The 17,020-nt window shown below is 66.1% G+C and carries 18 protein-coding genes and 1 tRNA gene; 18 read left to right on the forward strand and 1 reads right to left on the reverse strand.

The window, feature by feature from the left end; all coding sequences use genetic code 11:
• The 4 genes from AC3WG5_RS13405 to AC3WG5_RS13420 all read left to right on the forward strand — a co-directional run.
• On the forward strand, nt 1-933 hold a 933-nt coding region (locus AC3WG5_RS13405), incomplete at its 5' end, for a LysR family transcriptional regulator (protein WP_492569041.1).
• Nucleotides 934-1,095: 162 nt separating this feature from the next.
• The gene (locus tag AC3WG5_RS13410) at nt 1,096-1,806 is read left to right on the forward strand and encodes a Crp/Fnr family transcriptional regulator (protein ID WP_236261597.1); all 711 of its coding nucleotides are present in this window, start codon (nt 1,096-1,098) and stop codon (nt 1,804-1,806) included.
• Between the two features lie 84 nt (nt 1,807-1,890).
• A tRNA-Gly gene (locus AC3WG5_RS13415) sits at nt 1,891-1,964 on the forward strand.
• Nucleotides 1,965-2,024: 60 nt separating this feature from the next.
• The gene (locus tag AC3WG5_RS13420; RefSeq protein ID WP_492569042.1) at nt 2,025-4,178 is read left to right on the forward strand and encodes an AsmA family protein; all 2,154 of its coding nucleotides are present in this window, start codon (nt 2,025-2,027) and stop codon (nt 4,176-4,178) included.
• A 249-nt stretch (nt 4,179-4,427) separates the two neighbouring features.
• Here AC3WG5_RS13420 and AC3WG5_RS13425 read toward each other — a convergent pair whose 3' ends face one another.
• Nucleotides 4,428-6,395 (reverse strand): monovalent cation:proton antiporter family protein, encoded by a 1,968-nt coding sequence (locus tag AC3WG5_RS13425; protein ID WP_008954918.1) that lies wholly within the window; start codon nt 6,393-6,395, stop codon nt 4,428-4,430.
• Between the two features lie 107 nt (nt 6,396-6,502).
• On the opposite strand from AC3WG5_RS13425, the gene AC3WG5_RS13430 reads away from it, so the two are divergent.
• From AC3WG5_RS13430 to AC3WG5_RS13495, 14 genes are all read left to right on the forward strand, one after another.
• Nucleotides 6,503-7,483 carry a KpsF/GutQ family sugar-phosphate isomerase gene (locus tag AC3WG5_RS13430; protein WP_008954917.1) on the forward strand — a complete coding sequence of 327 codons (981 nt, stop codon included), beginning with the start codon at nt 6,503-6,505 and terminating at the stop codon, nt 7,481-7,483.
• Nucleotides 7,484-7,491: 8 nt separating this feature from the next.
• Nucleotides 7,492-8,016: a 3-deoxy-manno-octulosonate-8-phosphatase KdsC gene (gene kdsC, locus AC3WG5_RS13435; RefSeq protein WP_492569043.1), complete on the forward strand. Its 525-nt coding sequence runs from the start codon at nt 7,492-7,494 to the stop codon at nt 8,014-8,016.
• Nucleotides 8,013-8,576, forward strand: a complete 564-nt coding sequence (gene lptC / locus AC3WG5_RS13440; RefSeq protein WP_008954915.1) for an LPS export ABC transporter periplasmic protein LptC — start codon at nt 8,013-8,015, stop codon at nt 8,574-8,576. The genes kdsC and lptC overlap by 4 nt, the downstream gene beginning before the upstream one ends.
• On the forward strand, nt 8,566-9,087 hold the full coding sequence (lptA, locus tag AC3WG5_RS13445) for a lipopolysaccharide transport periplasmic protein LptA (RefSeq protein ID WP_008954914.1): 522 nt from the start codon (nt 8,566-8,568) through the stop codon (nt 9,085-9,087). The genes lptC and lptA overlap by 11 nt, the downstream gene beginning before the upstream one ends.
• Nucleotides 9,084-9,812, forward strand: coding sequence for an LPS export ABC transporter ATP-binding protein (lptB, locus tag AC3WG5_RS13450; RefSeq protein WP_008954913.1), 729 nt, complete (start codon nt 9,084-9,086; stop codon nt 9,810-9,812). The genes lptA and lptB overlap by 4 nt, the downstream gene beginning before the upstream one ends.
• 5 nt (nt 9,813-9,817) lie before the next feature.
• On the forward strand, nt 9,818-11,221 hold the full coding sequence (locus AC3WG5_RS13455) for an RNA polymerase factor sigma-54 (protein ID WP_492569044.1): 1,404 nt from the start codon (nt 9,818-9,820) through the stop codon (nt 11,219-11,221).
• Nucleotides 11,222-11,288: 67 nt separating this feature from the next.
• Nucleotides 11,289-11,618: a ribosome hibernation-promoting factor, HPF/YfiA family gene (hpf, locus tag AC3WG5_RS13460; protein ID WP_008954911.1), complete on the forward strand. Its 330-nt coding sequence runs from the start codon at nt 11,289-11,291 to the stop codon at nt 11,616-11,618.
• A gap of 117 nt (nt 11,619-11,735) precedes the next feature.
• On the forward strand, nt 11,736-12,197 hold the full coding sequence (gene ptsN, locus AC3WG5_RS13465) for a PTS IIA-like nitrogen regulatory protein PtsN (RefSeq protein WP_008954910.1): 462 nt from the start codon (nt 11,736-11,738) through the stop codon (nt 12,195-12,197).
• The gene (gene hprK, locus AC3WG5_RS13470; RefSeq protein ID WP_008954909.1) at nt 12,190-13,146 is read left to right on the forward strand and encodes an HPr(Ser) kinase/phosphatase; all 957 of its coding nucleotides are present in this window, start codon (nt 12,190-12,192) and stop codon (nt 13,144-13,146) included. The genes ptsN and hprK overlap by 8 nt, the downstream gene beginning before the upstream one ends.
• Nucleotides 13,127-13,969, forward strand: a complete 843-nt coding sequence (rapZ, locus tag AC3WG5_RS13475; RefSeq protein ID WP_492569045.1) for an RNase adapter RapZ — start codon at nt 13,127-13,129, stop codon at nt 13,967-13,969. Before hprK ends, rapZ begins: the two co-directional genes overlap by 20 nt.
• Nucleotides 13,966-14,334 carry a NusG domain II-containing protein gene (locus AC3WG5_RS13480; RefSeq protein WP_492569046.1) on the forward strand — a complete coding sequence of 123 codons (369 nt, stop codon included), beginning with the start codon at nt 13,966-13,968 and terminating at the stop codon, nt 14,332-14,334. Before rapZ ends, AC3WG5_RS13480 begins: the two co-directional genes overlap by 4 nt.
• Nucleotides 14,315-14,869, forward strand: a complete 555-nt coding sequence (locus AC3WG5_RS13485; protein WP_294867177.1) for a Gx transporter family protein — start codon at nt 14,315-14,317, stop codon at nt 14,867-14,869. Before AC3WG5_RS13480 ends, AC3WG5_RS13485 begins: the two co-directional genes overlap by 20 nt.
• The gene (locus AC3WG5_RS13490; protein ID WP_492569047.1) at nt 14,836-15,471 is read left to right on the forward strand and encodes a flavin prenyltransferase UbiX; all 636 of its coding nucleotides are present in this window, start codon (nt 14,836-14,838) and stop codon (nt 15,469-15,471) included. Before AC3WG5_RS13485 ends, AC3WG5_RS13490 begins: the two co-directional genes overlap by 34 nt.
• On the forward strand, nt 15,461-16,933 hold the full coding sequence (locus AC3WG5_RS13495; RefSeq protein WP_492569048.1) for an NAD(P)H-hydrate dehydratase: 1,473 nt from the start codon (nt 15,461-15,463) through the stop codon (nt 16,931-16,933). The genes AC3WG5_RS13490 and AC3WG5_RS13495 overlap by 11 nt, the downstream gene beginning before the upstream one ends.
• Nucleotides 16,934-17,020 lie beyond the last annotated feature (87 nt).

Here is a 17,020-nt window from a genome sequence, read left to right on the forward strand (position 1 = left end):
GCCCAGCTCAGGACCCCGCCCCTCATGGAACTCCGTCATCTGCGCTATTTCATCGCCATCGCCGAGGAACAGAATTTCACCCGCGCCGCCGAACGCCTTGGCATCCAGCAACCCCCGCTGAGCCAACAGATCCGCCAGCTCGAACAGGAACTCGGTACGCCCTTGTTCCGGCGCCTCACGCGCAAGGTGGAACTGACCGAAGCCGGGGCGTCGTTCCTGAACGATGCCCGCGCCATCCTGGAGCAGGTCGAGCGCGCCAAAAGCAGCGTCCAGCGCTTCTCGCGGGGAGAAGCCGGCCGCATCCGCATCGGCTTTGCCGGCGCCACCTATTTCCAGCCGGAGGTGACGGCGCTGATCCGCGATTACCGCGCCCGCTACCCCGGGGTGCAGCTGTTGCCGGAGCAAAGCAACACGGCGCTGCTGGTGGAAGGACTGCGAACCGGCGAGATCGATGTCGCCTTCGTGCGCCCGCCGATCGGCGGCGCAGACGGCCTGAACACCCAGTTGCTGGTGGAAGAGGACATGCTGGTGGCGCTGCCCGCGGCGCACCGCTTGAGTCGGCAGGCAGCGCTGCCGCTGTCCGCGCTGGCGGAGGAAACCTTCATCCTGTTTCCGCGCGCGATCAGCCCGGGGCTCTACGACAACCTGATCTCGGCGTTTCACCAGGCCGGCTTCAGCCCCCGGCTCGGGCAGGAGGCGCCGCAGATTGCCTCGATCGTCCCCATGATCGACGCCGGTTTCGGCATATCGCTCGTGCCCCGTTCCGTGAGCCAGATCCGCACCGAAGGCGTCCGCTACGTGCCGATCACGGCCCCCGTTCCCGCCGCGCCGATCGGCATTGCCTACCGGCACGACCAGCACTCGGTGGCCTTGGCGCATTTTGTCGCCCTGGCGCGCGAGAAACGGCCGTACGCGCCGGCGCTGCCGGAGTAGCCCTTTCCACACAGAAAGACCTTGATCATTCTGTCTGTTGCCAGAAATCCACCCGATTTGATCGTGATCAACAGCCTACCGGCGAGTCGGTGTCAGAGTTGCAAATGGGAAATATTGCATCGGCAAGGGGGGGGTGATTGCATGTCATATTCTGAGCACAACTTGAAGGGCATCCTGACCCACGCCTCGCTTTATCAAGCCTTGGATAACGCACAGCTCGAGCGGGTGGCTGCCGCCACAAAATGCATCAGGCTCAAGAAAGACACGACGGTCGTTCAGCGCGGAGATGTTTCCCACGGCGTGTACTGGATTGTCTATGGCCAAGTATCCCTGACCTGCCTGTTTCTGAACGGAGGGGAAAAGGTCGTCGCGCTCCTGGATAGCAACAAGTGTTTCGGCATTGGTGAAATGCTGTTGAACAAGCCTTTCCTGACCAACGCGCTGACAACCGATGACGCCATGCTGCTGCTGACCCGGCCAGAACCGATTATGCAAATTGCACAGGAAAATTTTTCCTTTGCGCGTGAGATCATGACCTGCATGGGAAGGCAGTTCTACACCCTGATGGCCGATATCGAGAGTTACAGCCTCTTCTCGGCCAAGCAGAGGATGGTCCAATTTCTGATAAGACAGAGCAGCCGGCAGAATGATGCCGACACCGTGGAACTGCTGACCAACAAGAACTTGATCGCCTCACGGCTCAGCTTGACGCCGGAAACCTTCTCCCGGGTGCTGCGAGAGCTTTCGGATACCGGCGTGATATCGGTATCGGGAAAGCACATACACATACTCGATCGACAACAGATGGAGCTGTTGGCACCGGTGCCGGCGCGCAACCTGCCCATGTCCATGCCACGAGGGCTGACCGTTTGAACGGGAATCCGCACTCCCCTGCGTCCTGATTCAGCTTGCCAAGCCCGGCAAAACCGGCTACATTCGCACGCTCAAAGCAAGTGCGCGGGTGTAGCTCAATGGTAGAGCAGAAGCTTCCCAAGCTTACGACGAGGGTTCGATTCCCTTCACCCGCTCCACGACACGTCCTTTGCCGCCCAGTCACTCGATGACGCCCAGGCCCCCACCGAGCAGAACGCATGAAATGGAACTCCGGCCGGCTTTGGCTTCGCATTACCGTCTATAGTCTCCTCGCGCTGCTGACCTTGCTGGTCGTGGTGCAATCGCTGATCCTCTGGAAGTTCGACGAACACGCCGTGCGCGAAACGCTGGGCCGCGTGCTGCAGGAACAACACCGCAACGTCACCGTCCGCGGCGCGATCAAGCCGCACGTGCTGCCCTTCCCTGGCCTCGACATCGACCGCATCGACATCAGCCAACCCGGCAACGCCACCCCCGCCATCACCGTCGACCATCTGGAAGCGCGCCTGGCCTGGCTGCCGCTGTTGTTTGGCGAATTCGAGGTAAGCAAGCTGCGCGTCGACGGCCTCAAGGTACAGGTGGTGCGCCACCCCGACAGCAGCCTGTCCATCGCCGACCTGTTCCAGCGCCGCGATACCGGCCGCTTCCGCGTCAAGCTCGACACGCTGCGCCTGCGCGAGAGCGAACTCGATTATCTCGACGAATCGACCCAGCGCCACCAGACCCTGAACACGCTCAGCCTGGATGCCGACGGCCTGCGCGGCGACGCCCACCTCAGCGTCGGCGCCCTGCTCAGCGGCGGCAGGCGTCCGCTGCGGCTGGCGCTGGAGACGCCGCTGACGATCCAGGACGACCAGGTCACGCTGAGCCAGCTGCAGGCGGTGGTGATGTCCGAAGTGGAAGGGCTGGGCGAAAGCAAGCTCAACGCCAACGGCCTGCTGCGCCTCAACTTCGCCGCCCTGCAGGCCACCGGCGAACAGCTGGCGCTGACCCTGAGCAGCGACAACCCCAAGAGCGGCTTCACCCTGCGCGTGCCGGCGTTCAGCGCCAGCTTCAAGGAAATCACCACGCCGCTGGCCACCCTCGACGGCCAGCTGACCTACGGCCAGACCCACTACGAAGCCGTGGCCCGCTTCGACAACGTCAAGCTCGACGAGGCCGGTCTCAACGCCGACCACATGGCGGGCGACTTCAGCTGGAGCGTCGGCCGCCAGCGCATCAACCTCAAGCTGAACGCCCCGTTCACCCTGCTGGGCATGAACCAGATCCGCATGCAGCCCTTGTCGCTGATGGCGCAGGTGGTCACCCCGCTGCTGCCGCGCGGCCAGCTGGTCGCCAAGATGGACGGCGCGCTCGACGGCACCCTCGACGACGACCAGCTCAATCTGCGCGTGGCCGGCACGCTGGACGGCTCGGACATGGCGATCACGGTGAGCCAGTACGGCTTCCTCAAGCCGCGCCACGAGGCCACCGTCACCATCGGCAAGCTCGACCTCAACCGCTACCTGCCGGAGAGCAAGGACAACGCCGCGGTGGCGCTGTTCCAGGACACCCGGCCGATCCCGCTCGACTGGCTCGACTACGTCGACCTGAGCGGCAAGGTCACCATCGGCGAACTGGCCTTCGGCCGCTTCCGCGTCAACGACGTCACCGCCAGCGTGCTGGCCACGCCGCAGCAGCTGGCGCTGGACCAGCTGAGCGCCAGCATCTACCAGGGGCGCCTGGAAGGCAGCGTGCGGCTGCAGCGCGAACAGAAGCCGAAGCTGGAACTGAAGCAGAAGCTCAACGCCATGCACATCCGTCCGCTGTTGCTCGACCTGTTCAACTTCAGCCGGCTGGACGGCGTCGGCAGCGGCGAGGTCGACGTCCGGGCGCAGGGCACCTCGTTCGCCGAGCTGCGCAACACCATGAGCGGTACGGTGGCGATGAGTCTCAACAAGGGGGCACTGAGCGGCATCGACCTGGTGGCGGCGCTGAAGAACCTGCCCTCGGAGCTCAAGCAGTGGAACGGGGCGGCCAACCCCAACCAGAAGACCACCTTCTCCACGCTGTCGGCCAGCCTGCAGCTGGAACAGGGCGTGGCGCGCAACCAGGACCTGAAGCTGGCATCGCAGCTGGTCAACGTCAGCGGCGGCGGCAAGCTCGACCTGATCCAGAGCATCATCGACTACACCCTCGACGTGCAGGCCAACCCGCACGAGTTCAGCCGGCTCAAGGGCGTCAACGTGCCGCTCAAGATCACCGGGCCGATCAACTCGCCGGTGTACGCGCTCGACTTCAACGCCATGGTCAAGGGCAAGAAGACCGAGAGCGAGAAGCAGGACGCGCTGAAGCAGCAGTTGAAGAAGCAGATCACCACCATCCTGCCGTAACGGCAGCAAGACGAAGGCCGCACCGGATAAACCGTTGCGGCCTTTTTTGCCCCCGTACCCCGCCTTCCATTCGCCGCAAAGGTTGGCCGAAGCCGAGGCCGGCAGCCTCGGCGCGCGTCAACGCCGTCGTCGCGAGCGCCGCCCGGCCGGTTCCAGCCGGACTGATTCGACCAGGCGCAGCCGCCCCCATGGCACGCGGCACGGCACAGGACCTGGCCGAGGCGGTGCCGTCGCTTTATCCGCCAGCGCTCAGCCCTGCAGCACGCGCGTCTCCGCCAGCGCCAGCTGCTCCGGCGTGCCCAGCACCACCAGCACGTCGTCCTGCATCACCTCGAACTCCGGCTCGACCTCGCTGCGGCGGATGTGGTGACGGCGCACCGCCTTCAGCTCCACCCCCAGATCGTCCAGCCTGATCTCGCCCAGCGAATGGCCGATGGCCGCCGCCCCGGCGCACACCTGGATGCTCAAGAGGCGCGGCAACTGCGCCTCGTCCAGCCCCTCGGCGTCGTCGCTGGCACCGCGGAAGAAGCCCTTGAACAGGCTGTAGCGCTCCTCGCGCACCGCGCGGATGCGGCGCAGCACGCGGCTCAGCGGCACCCCGGTCACCATCAATGCCTGGGTCGCCAGCATCAGGCTGCCCTCCATCACCTCGGCCACCACCTCGTCGGCGCCAGCGCGGCGCAGCACGTCCATGTCGCTGTCGTCGACGGTGCGCACGATCACCGGCAGGTCGCTGCGCAAGGACTGCACCATGTTGAGGATGCGCAACGCGGCGTGGGTATCGGCGAAGGTCACCACCACCGCCTTGGCGCGCATCAGGCCGGCGGCGATCAGCACCTCCTTCTTGCCGGCGTCGCCGAACACCACCGGGTCGCCCGCCTCGCCCGCCTCGCGCACCCGGTCCGGGTCGAGGTCGAGCGCGAAGAACGGAATCGATTCGGTTTCCAGCAGACGGGCCAGAACCTGCCCGCTGCGGCCGTAGCCGCAGATCAGCACGTGGTCGCTCTTCGACATGCTCTCCACCAGCATCTGGTGCAGGTTCAGCGCCTGCATCATCCAGTCCTGCTTGATCAGGCGACGGGTGATCTTGTCGCCGTGCAGAATCAGGAACGGCGCCACCAGCATCGACAGCAGGATGGCGGCGATGGCGGCCTGCTCGGTCTGCGCCCCGATCAGCCCGAGCTTGCCCGACAGCGCCAGCAGCACAAAGCCGAATTCGCCGCCCTGCGCCAGCGCCAGCGCGCCGCGCATGGCGTCGTTGGCCTTGTGGCCGAAGGCACGCGCCAGCCCGAACACGATGCCGAGCTTGACCGGTACCAACAGCGCCACCAGCAGCAGCACTTCGCCGGCATGGGTGTACAGCACCGGCAACTGCACGCGCATGCCGACAGTGATGAAGAAGAAGCCCAACAGGATGTCGCGGAACGGCTTGATGTCCTCTTCCACCTGGTAGCGGTATTCGGTCTCCGAGATCAGCATGCCGGCGACGAAGGCCCCCAACGCCAGGCTCAGCCCGGACAGCTCGGTGAGGTAGGCCACCCCCAGCGTCACCAACAGCACGTTGATCATGAACAGCTCGCCCGAACGCTGCCGCGCCACCAGGTGGAACCACGGCCGCATCAGACGTTGGCCGAAGGACAACAGCAGCGCCATCACCGCCACCACCTTCAGCGCCGCCAGGCCGAGATCCATGCCCAGCGTGGCGCTGCCGCCGGCAAAGGCCGGCAGCAGGATCAGCAGCGGCACCACCGCCAGGTCCTGGAACAGCAGCACGCCGATCGCCAGCTGGCCGTGCGGCTGGTTGAGCTCCAGGCGCTCGGTCAGCAACTTGCTGACGATCGCGGTGGACGACATCGCCAGCGCCCCGCCCACGGCAAAGCCCGCCAGCACGGAATCGAACAGCGCGCCGATCACGCCGGCGATCAGCAGCAGGGTCGCCAGCACCTGCGCCAGGCCCACGCCGAACACCAGCTGGCGCATCGCCCTGAGCTTGGGCAGGGAAAATTCCAGCCCGATCGAGAACATCATGAACACGATGCCGATCTCACCCAGGAAGGCCGTCTCCTCGCCGTCCGGAATCAGCTGCATCACCCCCGGCCCCGCCAGGAAGCCCACCACCAGATAGCCCAACATCGGCGGCACCTTGAGGGTTCGGCACAGGGTGACGGCGAGGACGGCGCTCAACAACACGAGGACAATGGGCGCAAGCGAATGCATCGAGGATGGACTTTCCGGGGCGGTGAAGGGGTTGGCCAAACGCGCCCAAGCAAAAGATGCACCAGGCCGCGACTATTCGGATTATAACCTTGATATACTTTCACCTTATGAACAAGACAGTACAGCATGAGCGCCTGGAACAGGCGCAACGGGTACTCGAGATCGAGGCCGACGCCATCCTCGCGCTCCGCGCCCGGCTCGACGGCGCCTTCCTCGCGGCCATCGACGCCATCCTCGCCTGCGCCGGCCGCCTGGTCGTCACCGGCATCGGCAAGTCCGGTCACATCGGCCGCAAGATTGCCGCCACCCTGGCCAGCACCGGCACCCCGGCGTTCTTCGTGCACCCCGCCGAGGCCGCCCACGGCGACCTCGGCATGATCACCGACGGCGACGTGCTGCTGGCGCTGTCCAACTCCGGCGAGAGCGACGAGGTCATCGCGCTCCTGCCCGCGCTCAAGCGCAAGGACATCACCCTGATCGCCATGACCGGCCGCCCCGACTCCACGCTGGCGCGCGAAGCCGACATCCACCTCGACGCCGCGGTCGAGATGGAGGCCTGCCCGCTCGGCCTGGCGCCCACCTCCAGCACCACCGCGGCCCTTGCGCTGGGCGATGCGCTGGCGGTCACGCTGCTGGAGGCGCGCTCGTTCCGTGAAGAAGACTTCGCGCTGTCGCACCCCGGCGGCAGCCTGGGACGGCGTCTGCTGGTGCACGTGCGCGACCTGATGCACGCCGGCGACACCCTGCCGGTGGTGCAAAGCGGCACCACGCTCAAGGACGCCCTGCTGGAAATGACCCGCAAGGGGCTCGGCATGACCGCGGTAGTCGACGCTTCGGCCAACCTGGTCGGCATCTTCACCGACGGCGACCTGCGCCGCACCCTGGACAAGACCCTCGACCTCTCCGGCCTCGCCATCGACGACGTGATGTTCCGCCAGCCGCGCACCATCAGCGCCGAACGGCTGGCCTCGGAAGCGGTCAAGCTGATGGAAACCCACAAGGTCAACGGCCTGCTGGTCGTCGACGACGCCGGCCACCTGGTCGGTGCGCTCAACATGCACGACCTGCTCCAGGCCCGGATCGTATAAGGACACGCATGCAAACGATTCACGAACTCGCCCGCAAGGTGCAACTCCTGATCATGGACGTCGACGGCGTCCTCACCGACGGCCGCATCTTCTTCACCCCGGACGGCGAAGAAATCAAGGCCTTCAACACCCTCGACGGCCACGGCCTGAAGATGCTGCAGAGCACCGGTGTCAAGCTCGCCATCATCACCGGCCGCGCCGCGCGCTGCGTCGAGCACCGCGCGCGCGGGCTGGGCATCGACTACTACTTCCAGGGCGTCGAGAACAAGGTCGGCGCGTTTCAGACCCTGCTCACCCAGGCCGGCGTCGACGCCGACGCCTGCGCCTACATCGGCGACGATGTGGTCGACCTGCCGGTGATGCGCCGCGTTGGTCTCGCTGTGGCGGTGCCCGACGCCCCCAGCCTGGTGCGCCAGAACGCCCACTACGTCACCGGCTTCGGCGGCGGCCAGGGCGCTGTGCGCGAACTCTCCGAGCTCATCATGCAGGCCCAGGGCAGCTTCGATGAGGTGATGAACAGGTACCTGGCATGATCCTGCGCGCCCAGCGGCTATTTCCCATCGTCCTCCTGGCCCTGACCGGCCTCTTGACGTTCTGGCTCGACCAGATCTCGCGCTGGACGCCGGAGACGCGCGCGCTCGACCCGAACAAGCCCGAATTCGTCGCCGAGCACTTCACCGCCCTGCGCTACGACACCACCGGCAAGGTACAAGACCAGCTCAGCGCCCAGCGCATGTGGCAGTACCCGGGCAAAGACGACCTGTTCTTCGACGCCCCCACGCTGCAGGTCTTCGCCGCCGGCGTGCTGCAGTACGACGTGCGCGGCCAGACCGGTCGTTACAACAACAAGACCCGCCAGGCCTTCTTCGACCGCCAGGTGACGCTGTTCAAGCCGGCCGACGCGCAGCGCCCGGAAACCCGCGTCGACACCTCGGTGATGTACGTCGACCTCGACAAGCGTCTGGCCCGCTCCGCGGCCCCGGTCACCATCCATTACGGCACGTCGGTAGCCCGTTCGGTCGGCTTCACCTACGACCAGCGCGCCGGCCTGCTGAAACTGCTCTCGAATGCAAGGGTCGTCTATGCGAAATAAATTCACCCTGACGCTGGCCGTGCTGGCCGGACTGTGCAGCGCCACGGCCGCTCTGGCGGAAAAAGCCGACCAGAGCAAACCAATCGAAATCAACGCCAACAGCGGCACCCTCGACCAGCTCAAAGGCCACACCGTGTGGGAAGGCAACGTCGTGGTGACGCAGGGCACGCTGCGCGTCAACGCCGACCGCGTCGTCGTCACCCGCGACGACAAGGGCAACCAGACGGTGCAGGCCACCGGCAAGGTGGTCACCTTCCGCCAGAAAATGGACGGCAAGGACGAATACATCGAAGGCCAGGCCAGCCGCCTCGACTACACCGGCATCACCAACACCGCCGTGCTCACCGGCAACGCCCGCGTCAAGCGCGGCGAAGACCTGGTGATCGGCGACGTCATCACCTACAACACCCAGAGCCAGACCTACCAGGTCAAGGGCGGCGCCGCCACCGGTCCCAACAAGGGCCGCATCACCGTCATCCTGCAACCGCAAACCACCGGACAGCAGCCATGAACGCCAGCGTACTGAACGTCACCGGGCTGAAGAAGCGCTTCAAGAAGCGCACCGTGGTCAAGGACGTCTCGCTCAACATTGAAAGCGGCGAGGTGATCGGCCTCCTGGGGCCCAACGGCGCCGGCAAGACCACCAGCTTCTACATGATCGTCGGCCTGGTCAGCGCCGACGACGGCCGCATCCAGCTCGACCAGCAGGACATCACCCACTTCCCGATGCATCAGCGCGCCCGCCTCGGGCTGGGCTACCTGCCGCAGGAAGCATCGATCTTCCGCAAGATGACCGTGGACGAAAACGTCCGCGCCATCCTCGAGATCGCCGGCCTCAAGGGCGAGGAGCTGGAACAGGAACTGACGCTGCTGCTGGACGACCTCAACATCGCCCACCTCCGGGAAAGCAACGCGCTGGCCCTGTCCGGCGGCGAGCGCCGCCGCGTCGAGATCGCCCGCGTGCTGGCCACCCGCCCGCGCTTCATCCTGCTCGACGAACCTTTCGCCGGGGTCGACCCGATCGCCGTGATCGACATCCAGAAGATCATCTCCTTCCTCAAGGAGCGCGGCATCGGCGTACTGATCACCGACCACAACGTGCGCGAAACGCTGCGCATCTGCGACCGCGCCTACATCATCAGCGACGGCGCCGTGCTGGCCTCCGGCAAACCGCAGGCCCTCGTCGACAATGAAAAAGTTCGCCAGGTCTACCTGGGCGAACATTTCCACCTGTAACCGCCATGAAGCAGTCGCTACAGCTCAAGGTCTCGCAGCAGCTCACGCTGACCCCGCAACTGCAGCAGTCGATCCGGCTGCTGCAACTGTCCACCGTCGACCTGCAAACCGAAGTCGAGCGCTTCCTGCAGGACAACCCGCTGCTGGAACGGGGCGACGAGCCCGTCGCCGACAGCGCCCCGGCCGAGACCGCTGGCGGCGAGGCCGAGCCCGAACGCCAGGAACCGGAACGCGAGGACAACAGCAGCGGCGAACTCACCGACTGGGGCAGCGGCAGCCGGCGCGGTGAAGACGGCGACGATTACGACCCGATGGCTAACGTGCCGCGCCCGGTCACGCTGCGCGAACACCTGCTGGCGCAGCTGGGCGAAATCGCCCTGCCCGAGCGCGACTGCGCCATCGTGCAGCTCTTGATCGAGGAACTGGACGAAGACGGCTACCTCACGATCGACCTGCAGGAACTGGCCGCCTCGCTGCCGCTGGAACTGGGCATCGAGGAAGACGAACTGGCGTTCGGTTTGAAACTGCTGCAGCAGTTCGAACCGCAGGGGGTCGGCGCCCGCTCGCTGTCCGAATCGCTGGCGCTGCAGCTGGCCCAGTTGCCCGACAGCACCCTGGGCAAGGCCCTGGCGCATGCCATCGTCCGCGAGCACCTGACCCTGCTCGGCAATCGCGACTACACCCGGCTCAAGCGTCTCTTCGACGTCAGCGACGCCGAACTGAAGCAGGCCCAGGCCCTGATCGCCCGCCTCAACCCGCGCCCGGCCTCCGGTTTCGGCGTCGACGACACCCGCTACATCATCCCGGATATCGCCGTGCGCCGCGTCAAGGGGCGCTGGCGCGCCGAGCTCAACAACGCCGCCGTGCCGCGCCTGCGCGTCAACCAGATGTACGCCCAGATGCTCAGCGAAAACCGCGGCGGCGGCGGTGAAATGAGCTCGCGTCTACAGGAGGCAAAATGGCTGGTGAAGAATATTCAGCAACGATTTGACACTATCCTGAAAGTGGCGGAATCTATAGTCGAAAGACAGCAAGCGTTCTTTGAACACGGTGAAGTAGCCATGCGTCCACTCATCCTGCGCGACATTGCGGATGAGCTGGAACTGCACGAATCCACGGTCTCCCGTGTGACGACGCAGAAATACCTGCTGTGCCCGCGCGGCTTGTTCGAGCTGAAGTATTTCTTCGGCAGCGCACTGGAAACGGACAGCGGCGGCGAGTGCTCGGCCACCGCCATCAAGGCGCACATCCGCCAGATGATCGACGCCGAAAACCGCGCCAAACCCCTCTCCGACAGCGCCCTGGCCGACGAGCTCGCGAAACAGGGCATACAGGTTGCAAGACGCACCGTAGCGAAGTATCGTGAAGCCATGCAGATTCCACCGGTCAATCTGCGCAAGGTCCTCTGACCTTGGATTGAATCATCAGCATGCCCGGCAGCATCCGCCGGGCAGCCAACACAAGAAGGAGTAAGGTATGAACCTCAAAGTAACCGGTCTCCACCTCGACGTTACCCAACCGCTGCGTGATTACATCGAAAGCAAGCTCGAACGCATTACCCGTCATGTCGACCACGTGATCGACGTGGCGGTGACCCTGTCCGTGGACAAGCTGGTCCAGAAGGCCGAGGTCAACGTCCATCTCTCCGGCAAAGACATCCACGTCGAAGCCACCGAGTCGGACATGTACGCCGCCATCGACCTCCTGATGGACAAGCTGGATCGACAGGTTCTCAAGCACAAGGAAAAGCTGAGCGAACACCGGGCCATTCCGACACCGGCCCCGGCACCAGAAGCCACACTCTAAGCCCTTGATTGATAAAGCGGGAACCATCAGGTTCCCGCTTTGCTTTGCACAGTCCTTTCTCTGTCACACCAAAGCAACTAGAATCGTCGGGTTTTTGGCAGCTCTCAACAGACCCCTATGAGCCTGATCGGCAAAATCCTAACTCGGGACAACGTCCTGCTCGACCTCGACGTGGCCAGCAAGAAGCGCGTCTTCGAGCAGGTAGGCCTCCTGATCGAGAACACCCGCGGCATCGCGCGCAGTGAAGTGTTCGAGTGCCTGTTCGCCCGCGAGAAGCTCGGTTCCACCGGGCTCGGGCAAGGTGTGGCCATTCCGCACGGCCGCGCCCGTGGTCTGAAAGAGGCGGCCGGCGTACTGATCCGCCTCAAATCGGCGATTCCCTTCGACGCCCCGGACGGCAAGCCGGTACAGATCCTGTTCGTGCTGCTGGTGCCGGAACAGGCCACCGACCTGCACCTGCAGGTGCTGTCGGAACTGGCCCAACTTTTCTCCAGCCGGCCGCTGCGCGAAAAACTGCTCGCCGCCCAGAATGCCGACGAGCTCTACACCCTGCTGACCGAATGGTCTCCCAATGCCTAGCATAAGCGTTCGCAAGCTCTACCACGACAACCAGCACAAACTGAACCTGAGCTGGGTTGCCGGGACCGGCGGAGCCGACAACCTGATCGGCAACGACGAGCAGCGTCCGCTGCTGGCGCTGGTGGGCCACCTCAACTTCATCCACCCCAACCGGGTGCAGGTGCTGGGCCTGGCCGAAGTCGAGTACCTCGACCGCCTGGAACAGTCGGCCGCCAAGACCGCGCTCGACCAGCTGTTCCACAAAAGCATGTCGGTGGTGATGGTGGCCAACGGCCAGCCGGTGCCCAAGCTGCTGCGCGACTACTGCCACACCCACAACGTGCCGCTGATGACCACGCCGCTGGAGAGCCCCTACCTGATGGATGTGCTGCGCATCTATCTGGCGCGCGCGCTGGCGGTCTCGACCGTGCTGCACGGAGTGTTCCTCGACGTGCTGGAAATCGGCGTGCTGATCATGGGCGATTCGGCCATGGGCAAGAGCGAACTGGCGCTGGAACTGATTTCGCGCGGTCACGGCCTGGTGGCCGACGACGCCGTGGAACTCTACCGCATCGGGCCGGAAACCCTGGAAGGGCGCTGCCCGCCGCTGTTGCGCGACTTCCTCGAAGTACGCGGCCTGGGCATCCTGAACATCCGCACCATCTTCGGCGAAACCGCGGTGCGGCCGAAGAAGGTGCTCAAGCTGATCATCCACCTGGTCAAGGCCAACGACCAGGCGATGCAGGCGCTCGACCGCCTCAACATCCAGTCGGAGACGCAGGACATCATCGGCGTCATGGTGCGCAAGGTGGTGCTGCCGGTCGCCGCCGGCCGCAACCTGGCGGTACTGGTTGAAGCCGCCGTGCGAAACTATATTCTTCAATTACGCGGTATCGACAGCACCCGCGAGTTCATCGAACGGCATACCAACTTCCTCAGGGAACAAGAGCATGCGCCTGATACTGATTAGCGGCCTGTCCGGCTCGGGTAAATCGGTGGCGTTGCGTGCCCTGGAAGACGCCGGCTACTACTGTGTCGACAACCTCCCGGCCACCATGTTGCGCGAGGCGGTCGCGATCTACGCCACCTACGGCTACGAGCGCATCGCCATCAGCGTCGATACCCGCTCAAGCCCCTCGCTCGGGGCCTTGCCGGTGGAAATGCAGAAACTGCGCGAACGCGGCATCGACGTGCGCCTCTTGTTTCTCGAATCCAAGACCGACACCCTGGTCAAGCGCTTCTCCGAAACCCGCCGCCGCCACCCGCTGTCCGGCTCCGGCCTGACGGTGGAAGAGTGCATCCGCAAGGAGCAGGAACTGCTCGAGAGCATCCGCGAACTGGGGGCGCGTCTCGACACCAGCGAGCTGTCGGCCAATACCTTGCGCAGTTGGGTCAACGACCTGGTCGAGGCCGACGACAACCGTCTGACCATTATCTTCGAGTCGTTCGGTTTCAAGCACGGCGTGCCGCTCGACGCCGACTTCGTGTTCGACGTGCGCTGCCTGCCCAACCCCTACTACGACAACACCTTGCGCCCGCTCACCGGGCAGGACGCGCCGATCGCGGCCTACTTCGCCCAATATCCGATGGTGGACGAGCTGCTCGGCGACATCCGCCAGTTCGTCGCCAAGTGGCTGCCGGCGTTTCGCCAGGACAACCGCAGTTACCTGACGGTGGCGATCGGCTGCACCGGCGGCCAGCACCGCTCGGTCTTCATCGCCGAAGCGCTCGCCAGGAGCTTTTCCAGCGAGCAGGTCCTGCTGCGCCACCGCCAGCTCTCCCGGGACGCATGAGCCGCCTGGTCCGGCCCGGAGACTGGCTGGTCCTGCTGGGCGGAGCAGTGCTGACCGGCTGGCTCGCCTGGCAGCTGTGGGGGCAGGGACAGGCGCGCAGCGTAACGATACGCGCTGGCGGGCAACGGGTCGCCAGCCTGAGCCTGCTGCACAACCGGCTGGTGCCGGTGCAGGGCCCACTGGGGGTGACCGTGGTCGAGATAGCGGGCGGCAAGGCGCGCATCAAGCAGGATCCCAGCCCGCGCCAGTACTGCGTGCATCAGGGCTGGCTGTCGCGAGCGGGACAGGTCGCGATCTGCCTGCCCAACGCCACCAGCATCGAACTGACCGGGCCCGATCAGCCTTATGACAGCCTCAACTTCTGACACCCGCTGGCTCTACGCCCAGCCGCACGACCACCGCATTGCGCGGCTCGCCGCGCTGGCCATCGTGCTGGCCGTGGTGGATGCCGGCATCCCATCGCCGCTGCCCGGCGTCAAGCCTGGGCTGGCCAACATCGTCACGCTGCTGGCGCTGGAGACGCTGGGCTGGCGCGCCGCGGTGTGGGTCAGCCTGCTGCGCATCCTCGGTGCCGGCCTGCTGCTGGGCAGCCTGCTCACCCCCGGTTTCTTTCTCGGCCTCGCCGGCGGCGTCGCCAGCCTGGCCGGGCTCGGTCTGACAAGGGCCTGGCCGAAGCGCTGGTTCGGCCCGGTCAGCGCCAGCCTGGTGGCGGCGTTCTGCCATATCGGCGGTCAGCTGCTGCTGGCGCGCGCCTGGCTGATCCCGTCCGACAACATCCTGTATTTCGTCCCGGCGTTCGCCCTGGCCGCCCTGCTCAGCGGGCTGGTCAACGGCATCATCGCCGGCAAGCTTCTGGAAGGATCCCCATGCGCCCCGTCCACACCGTCACCGTCGCCCTGACCGGCGCCTCCGGCCTGCCCTACGGCCTGCGCCTGATCGACTGCCTGATCCAGGCCGGCAAGCGGGTCTGGGTGCTGTCGTCGCAGGCCGCCCAGGTCGTGGCGCGCCAGGAGATGCAGCTCAGCCTGCCGTCGCGCCCGGCCGAGCTGCGCGACTGGCTCGCCGAACGCAGCGGCGCCGCCCCCAGCCAGCTCGAGGCCTTCGGCCGCGAGGAGTGGTTCGCCCCGGTGGCGTCGGGCTCCAACCCGGCCGATGCCATGGTGGTGTGCCCCTGCTCGATGGGCACGCTCGCCGCCATCGCCCACGGCATGTCGGACAACCTGATCGAGCGCGCCGCCGACGTCACCATCAAGGAAGGCCGCCGTCTGATCCTGGTGCCGCGCGAAACGCCGCTGTCGGTCATCCACCTGGAAAACATGCTGAAACTGGCCCGGCTCGGCACGGTGATCCTGCCCCCGGCTCCCGGCTTCTACACCCACCCGCAAAGCGTGGATGACATGGTCGATTTCATCGTGGCGCGGATACTGGATCAACTCGGGGTCGCGCACACGCTGCTGCCGCGCTGGGGAGAACAAGGCGGGGAGCCGGCCGATGCGAACTGACGCGATACTGAGTCTGGCCGCGCTGCGTCAGCTGGAACAGGATGCGGCCCACCACGGTCTCGACCTGATGGCGCAGGCCGCCCGCGCCACCGCCGACTGGGTAGGGGGGCACCTGCCCCCGGGTGCGCGCGTGCTGGTCGCCGCCGGTCCGGGCAACAACGGTGGCGACGCGCTGCAGGCCGCGCTGCTGCTGCACCAGCGCGGCTACCACGTCGAGCTGCTGCTGCCCGCCATACCGACCTCCCCCGCCACCCAAGCCGCCTTGCAGGCGCTGCTGGCGGCCGGCCTGCAGCCGCGCTCCACGTTGGCCGAAGACGCCCCGCCGCCAGACCTGATCATCGACGGGCTGTTCGGCATCGGCCTCGCGCGCGACTTCGCCGCACCGTGGCTGGATACCATCCGCCAGCTCAACGCATTGGCCATTCCAGTCCTGGCACTGGACACCCCTTCTGGCCTCGACCCGTACCGCGGCACCGTCGCCAACGTTGCCATCCGTGCCAGCCACACACTGACGTTCCTCAGTTACAAACCGGGGCTCTACATGGCGGCTGGCGCCGACCTGGCAGGGCAGGTCGAGCTGGCGCCGCTGGACTACCCCAGCGAACTCTGCCCCGCTGCAGAGGGCGAGTTGAGCCGCCCGCTGGCCCTGCTGCCGGCACGCGCCAACGACAGCCACAAGGGACGCTTCGGCTGCGTGCTGGTGATCGGCGGCGCGCGCGGCATGCTCGGCGCCCCCCTGCTCGCCGGACGCTCCGCCTACGCGGGCGGCGCCGGCAAGGTGCATCTGGCGACACTGGATGACCGCTTGGCCGTCGATCCGGCGGCTCCCGAGCTGATGATCCAGGCGCTCGAGCCGAGCACCACGCTGCCCCGTGCCGACACCGTCGCCATCGGCCCCGGGCTGGGGCAAGGCAGCTGCGCCCGCCAGTGGCTGGCCAGGCTACTCGACACCGACGTCCCGCTGCTGCTGGATGCCGATGCACTAAACCTGCTGGCCGGCGACAGTGCGCTGCAACAGGTGCTGAGCCGGCGCCAGGGGGAGACCGTCCTCACCCCCCATCCGGCCGAGGCCGCGCGCCTGCTGGCGTGCAGCACGGCCGAGGTGCAGGCCGACCGGCTCGCTGCCGCACGAACGCTAGCGCAGCGCCTCGACAGCGTCGTGGTGCTCAAGGGGGCCGGCAGCCTGATCGTGCGCCCCGACGGCTATTACCGGCTCAACACCAGCGGCGGCCCGGCGCTGGCGGTGGCCGGCCAGGGCGACGTGCTGAGCGGGCTGGTGGCCGCCTTGCTGGCGCAGGGACTGGCCGCGTTCGACGCCGCCGCGCTGGGGGTGCACCTGCACGGACTGGCGGGCGATGCCTATACCCGCGCCGAGCAAGGCCCGGTCGGGCTCACGGCTGCCGCGACCGTGCCGCTGTTGTCGCGCATGATCAACCAGGCGCGCACAGGCGTACACGGCTGAGTCGGACGGTCATTGTATCCAGTCTCCAATGATGGCCAGTCCTAAGGTCAGCCGCTACAATCGGGCAACCCCACCCCATCCAGGAGT

The sequence above is a fragment of the Pseudogulbenkiania sp. FW507-F1 genome (assembly GCF_058781125.1).

Excerpts from the sequence above, each read along its gene's own strand:
- ptsN (WP_008954910.1), top strand. The coding sequence starts at position 11,736 with ATGAGCCTGATCGGCAAAATCCTAACTCGGGACAACGTCCTGCTCGAC.
- AC3WG5_RS13455 (WP_492569044.1), top strand. The coding sequence starts at position 9,818 with ATGAAGCAGTCGCTACAGCTCAAGGTCTCGCAGCAGCTCACGCTGACC.
- hpf (WP_008954911.1), top strand. The coding sequence starts at position 11,289 with ATGAACCTCAAAGTAACCGGTCTCCACCTCGACGTTACCCAACCGCTG.
- AC3WG5_RS13430 (WP_008954917.1), top strand. The coding sequence starts at position 6,503 with ATGAACAAGACAGTACAGCATGAGCGCCTGGAACAGGCGCAACGGGTA.
- lptB (WP_008954913.1), top strand. The coding sequence starts at position 9,084 with ATGAACGCCAGCGTACTGAACGTCACCGGGCTGAAGAAGCGCTTCAAG.
- rapZ (WP_492569045.1), top strand. The coding sequence starts at position 13,127 with ATGCGCCTGATACTGATTAGCGGCCTGTCCGGCTCGGGTAAATCGGTG.
- AC3WG5_RS13480 (WP_492569046.1), top strand. The coding sequence starts at position 13,966 with ATGAGCCGCCTGGTCCGGCCCGGAGACTGGCTGGTCCTGCTGGGCGGA.
- AC3WG5_RS13485 (WP_294867177.1), top strand. The coding sequence starts at position 14,315 with ATGACAGCCTCAACTTCTGACACCCGCTGGCTCTACGCCCAGCCGCAC.
- AC3WG5_RS13490 (WP_492569047.1), top strand. The coding sequence starts at position 14,836 with ATGCGCCCCGTCCACACCGTCACCGTCGCCCTGACCGGCGCCTCCGGC.
- hprK (WP_008954909.1), top strand. The coding sequence starts at position 12,190 with ATGCCTAGCATAAGCGTTCGCAAGCTCTACCACGACAACCAGCACAAA.
- lptA (WP_008954914.1), top strand. The coding sequence starts at position 8,566 with ATGCGAAATAAATTCACCCTGACGCTGGCCGTGCTGGCCGGACTGTGC.
- AC3WG5_RS13425 (WP_008954918.1), bottom strand. The coding sequence starts at position 6,395 with ATGCATTCGCTTGCGCCCATTGTCCTCGTGTTGTTGAGCGCCGTCCTC.
- AC3WG5_RS13495 (WP_492569048.1), top strand. The coding sequence starts at position 15,461 with ATGCGAACTGACGCGATACTGAGTCTGGCCGCGCTGCGTCAGCTGGAA.
- AC3WG5_RS13420 (WP_492569042.1), top strand. The coding sequence starts at position 2,025 with ATGAAATGGAACTCCGGCCGGCTTTGGCTTCGCATTACCGTCTATAGT.
- lptC (WP_008954915.1), top strand. The coding sequence starts at position 8,013 with ATGATCCTGCGCGCCCAGCGGCTATTTCCCATCGTCCTCCTGGCCCTG.
- kdsC (WP_492569043.1), top strand. The coding sequence starts at position 7,492 with ATGCAAACGATTCACGAACTCGCCCGCAAGGTGCAACTCCTGATCATG.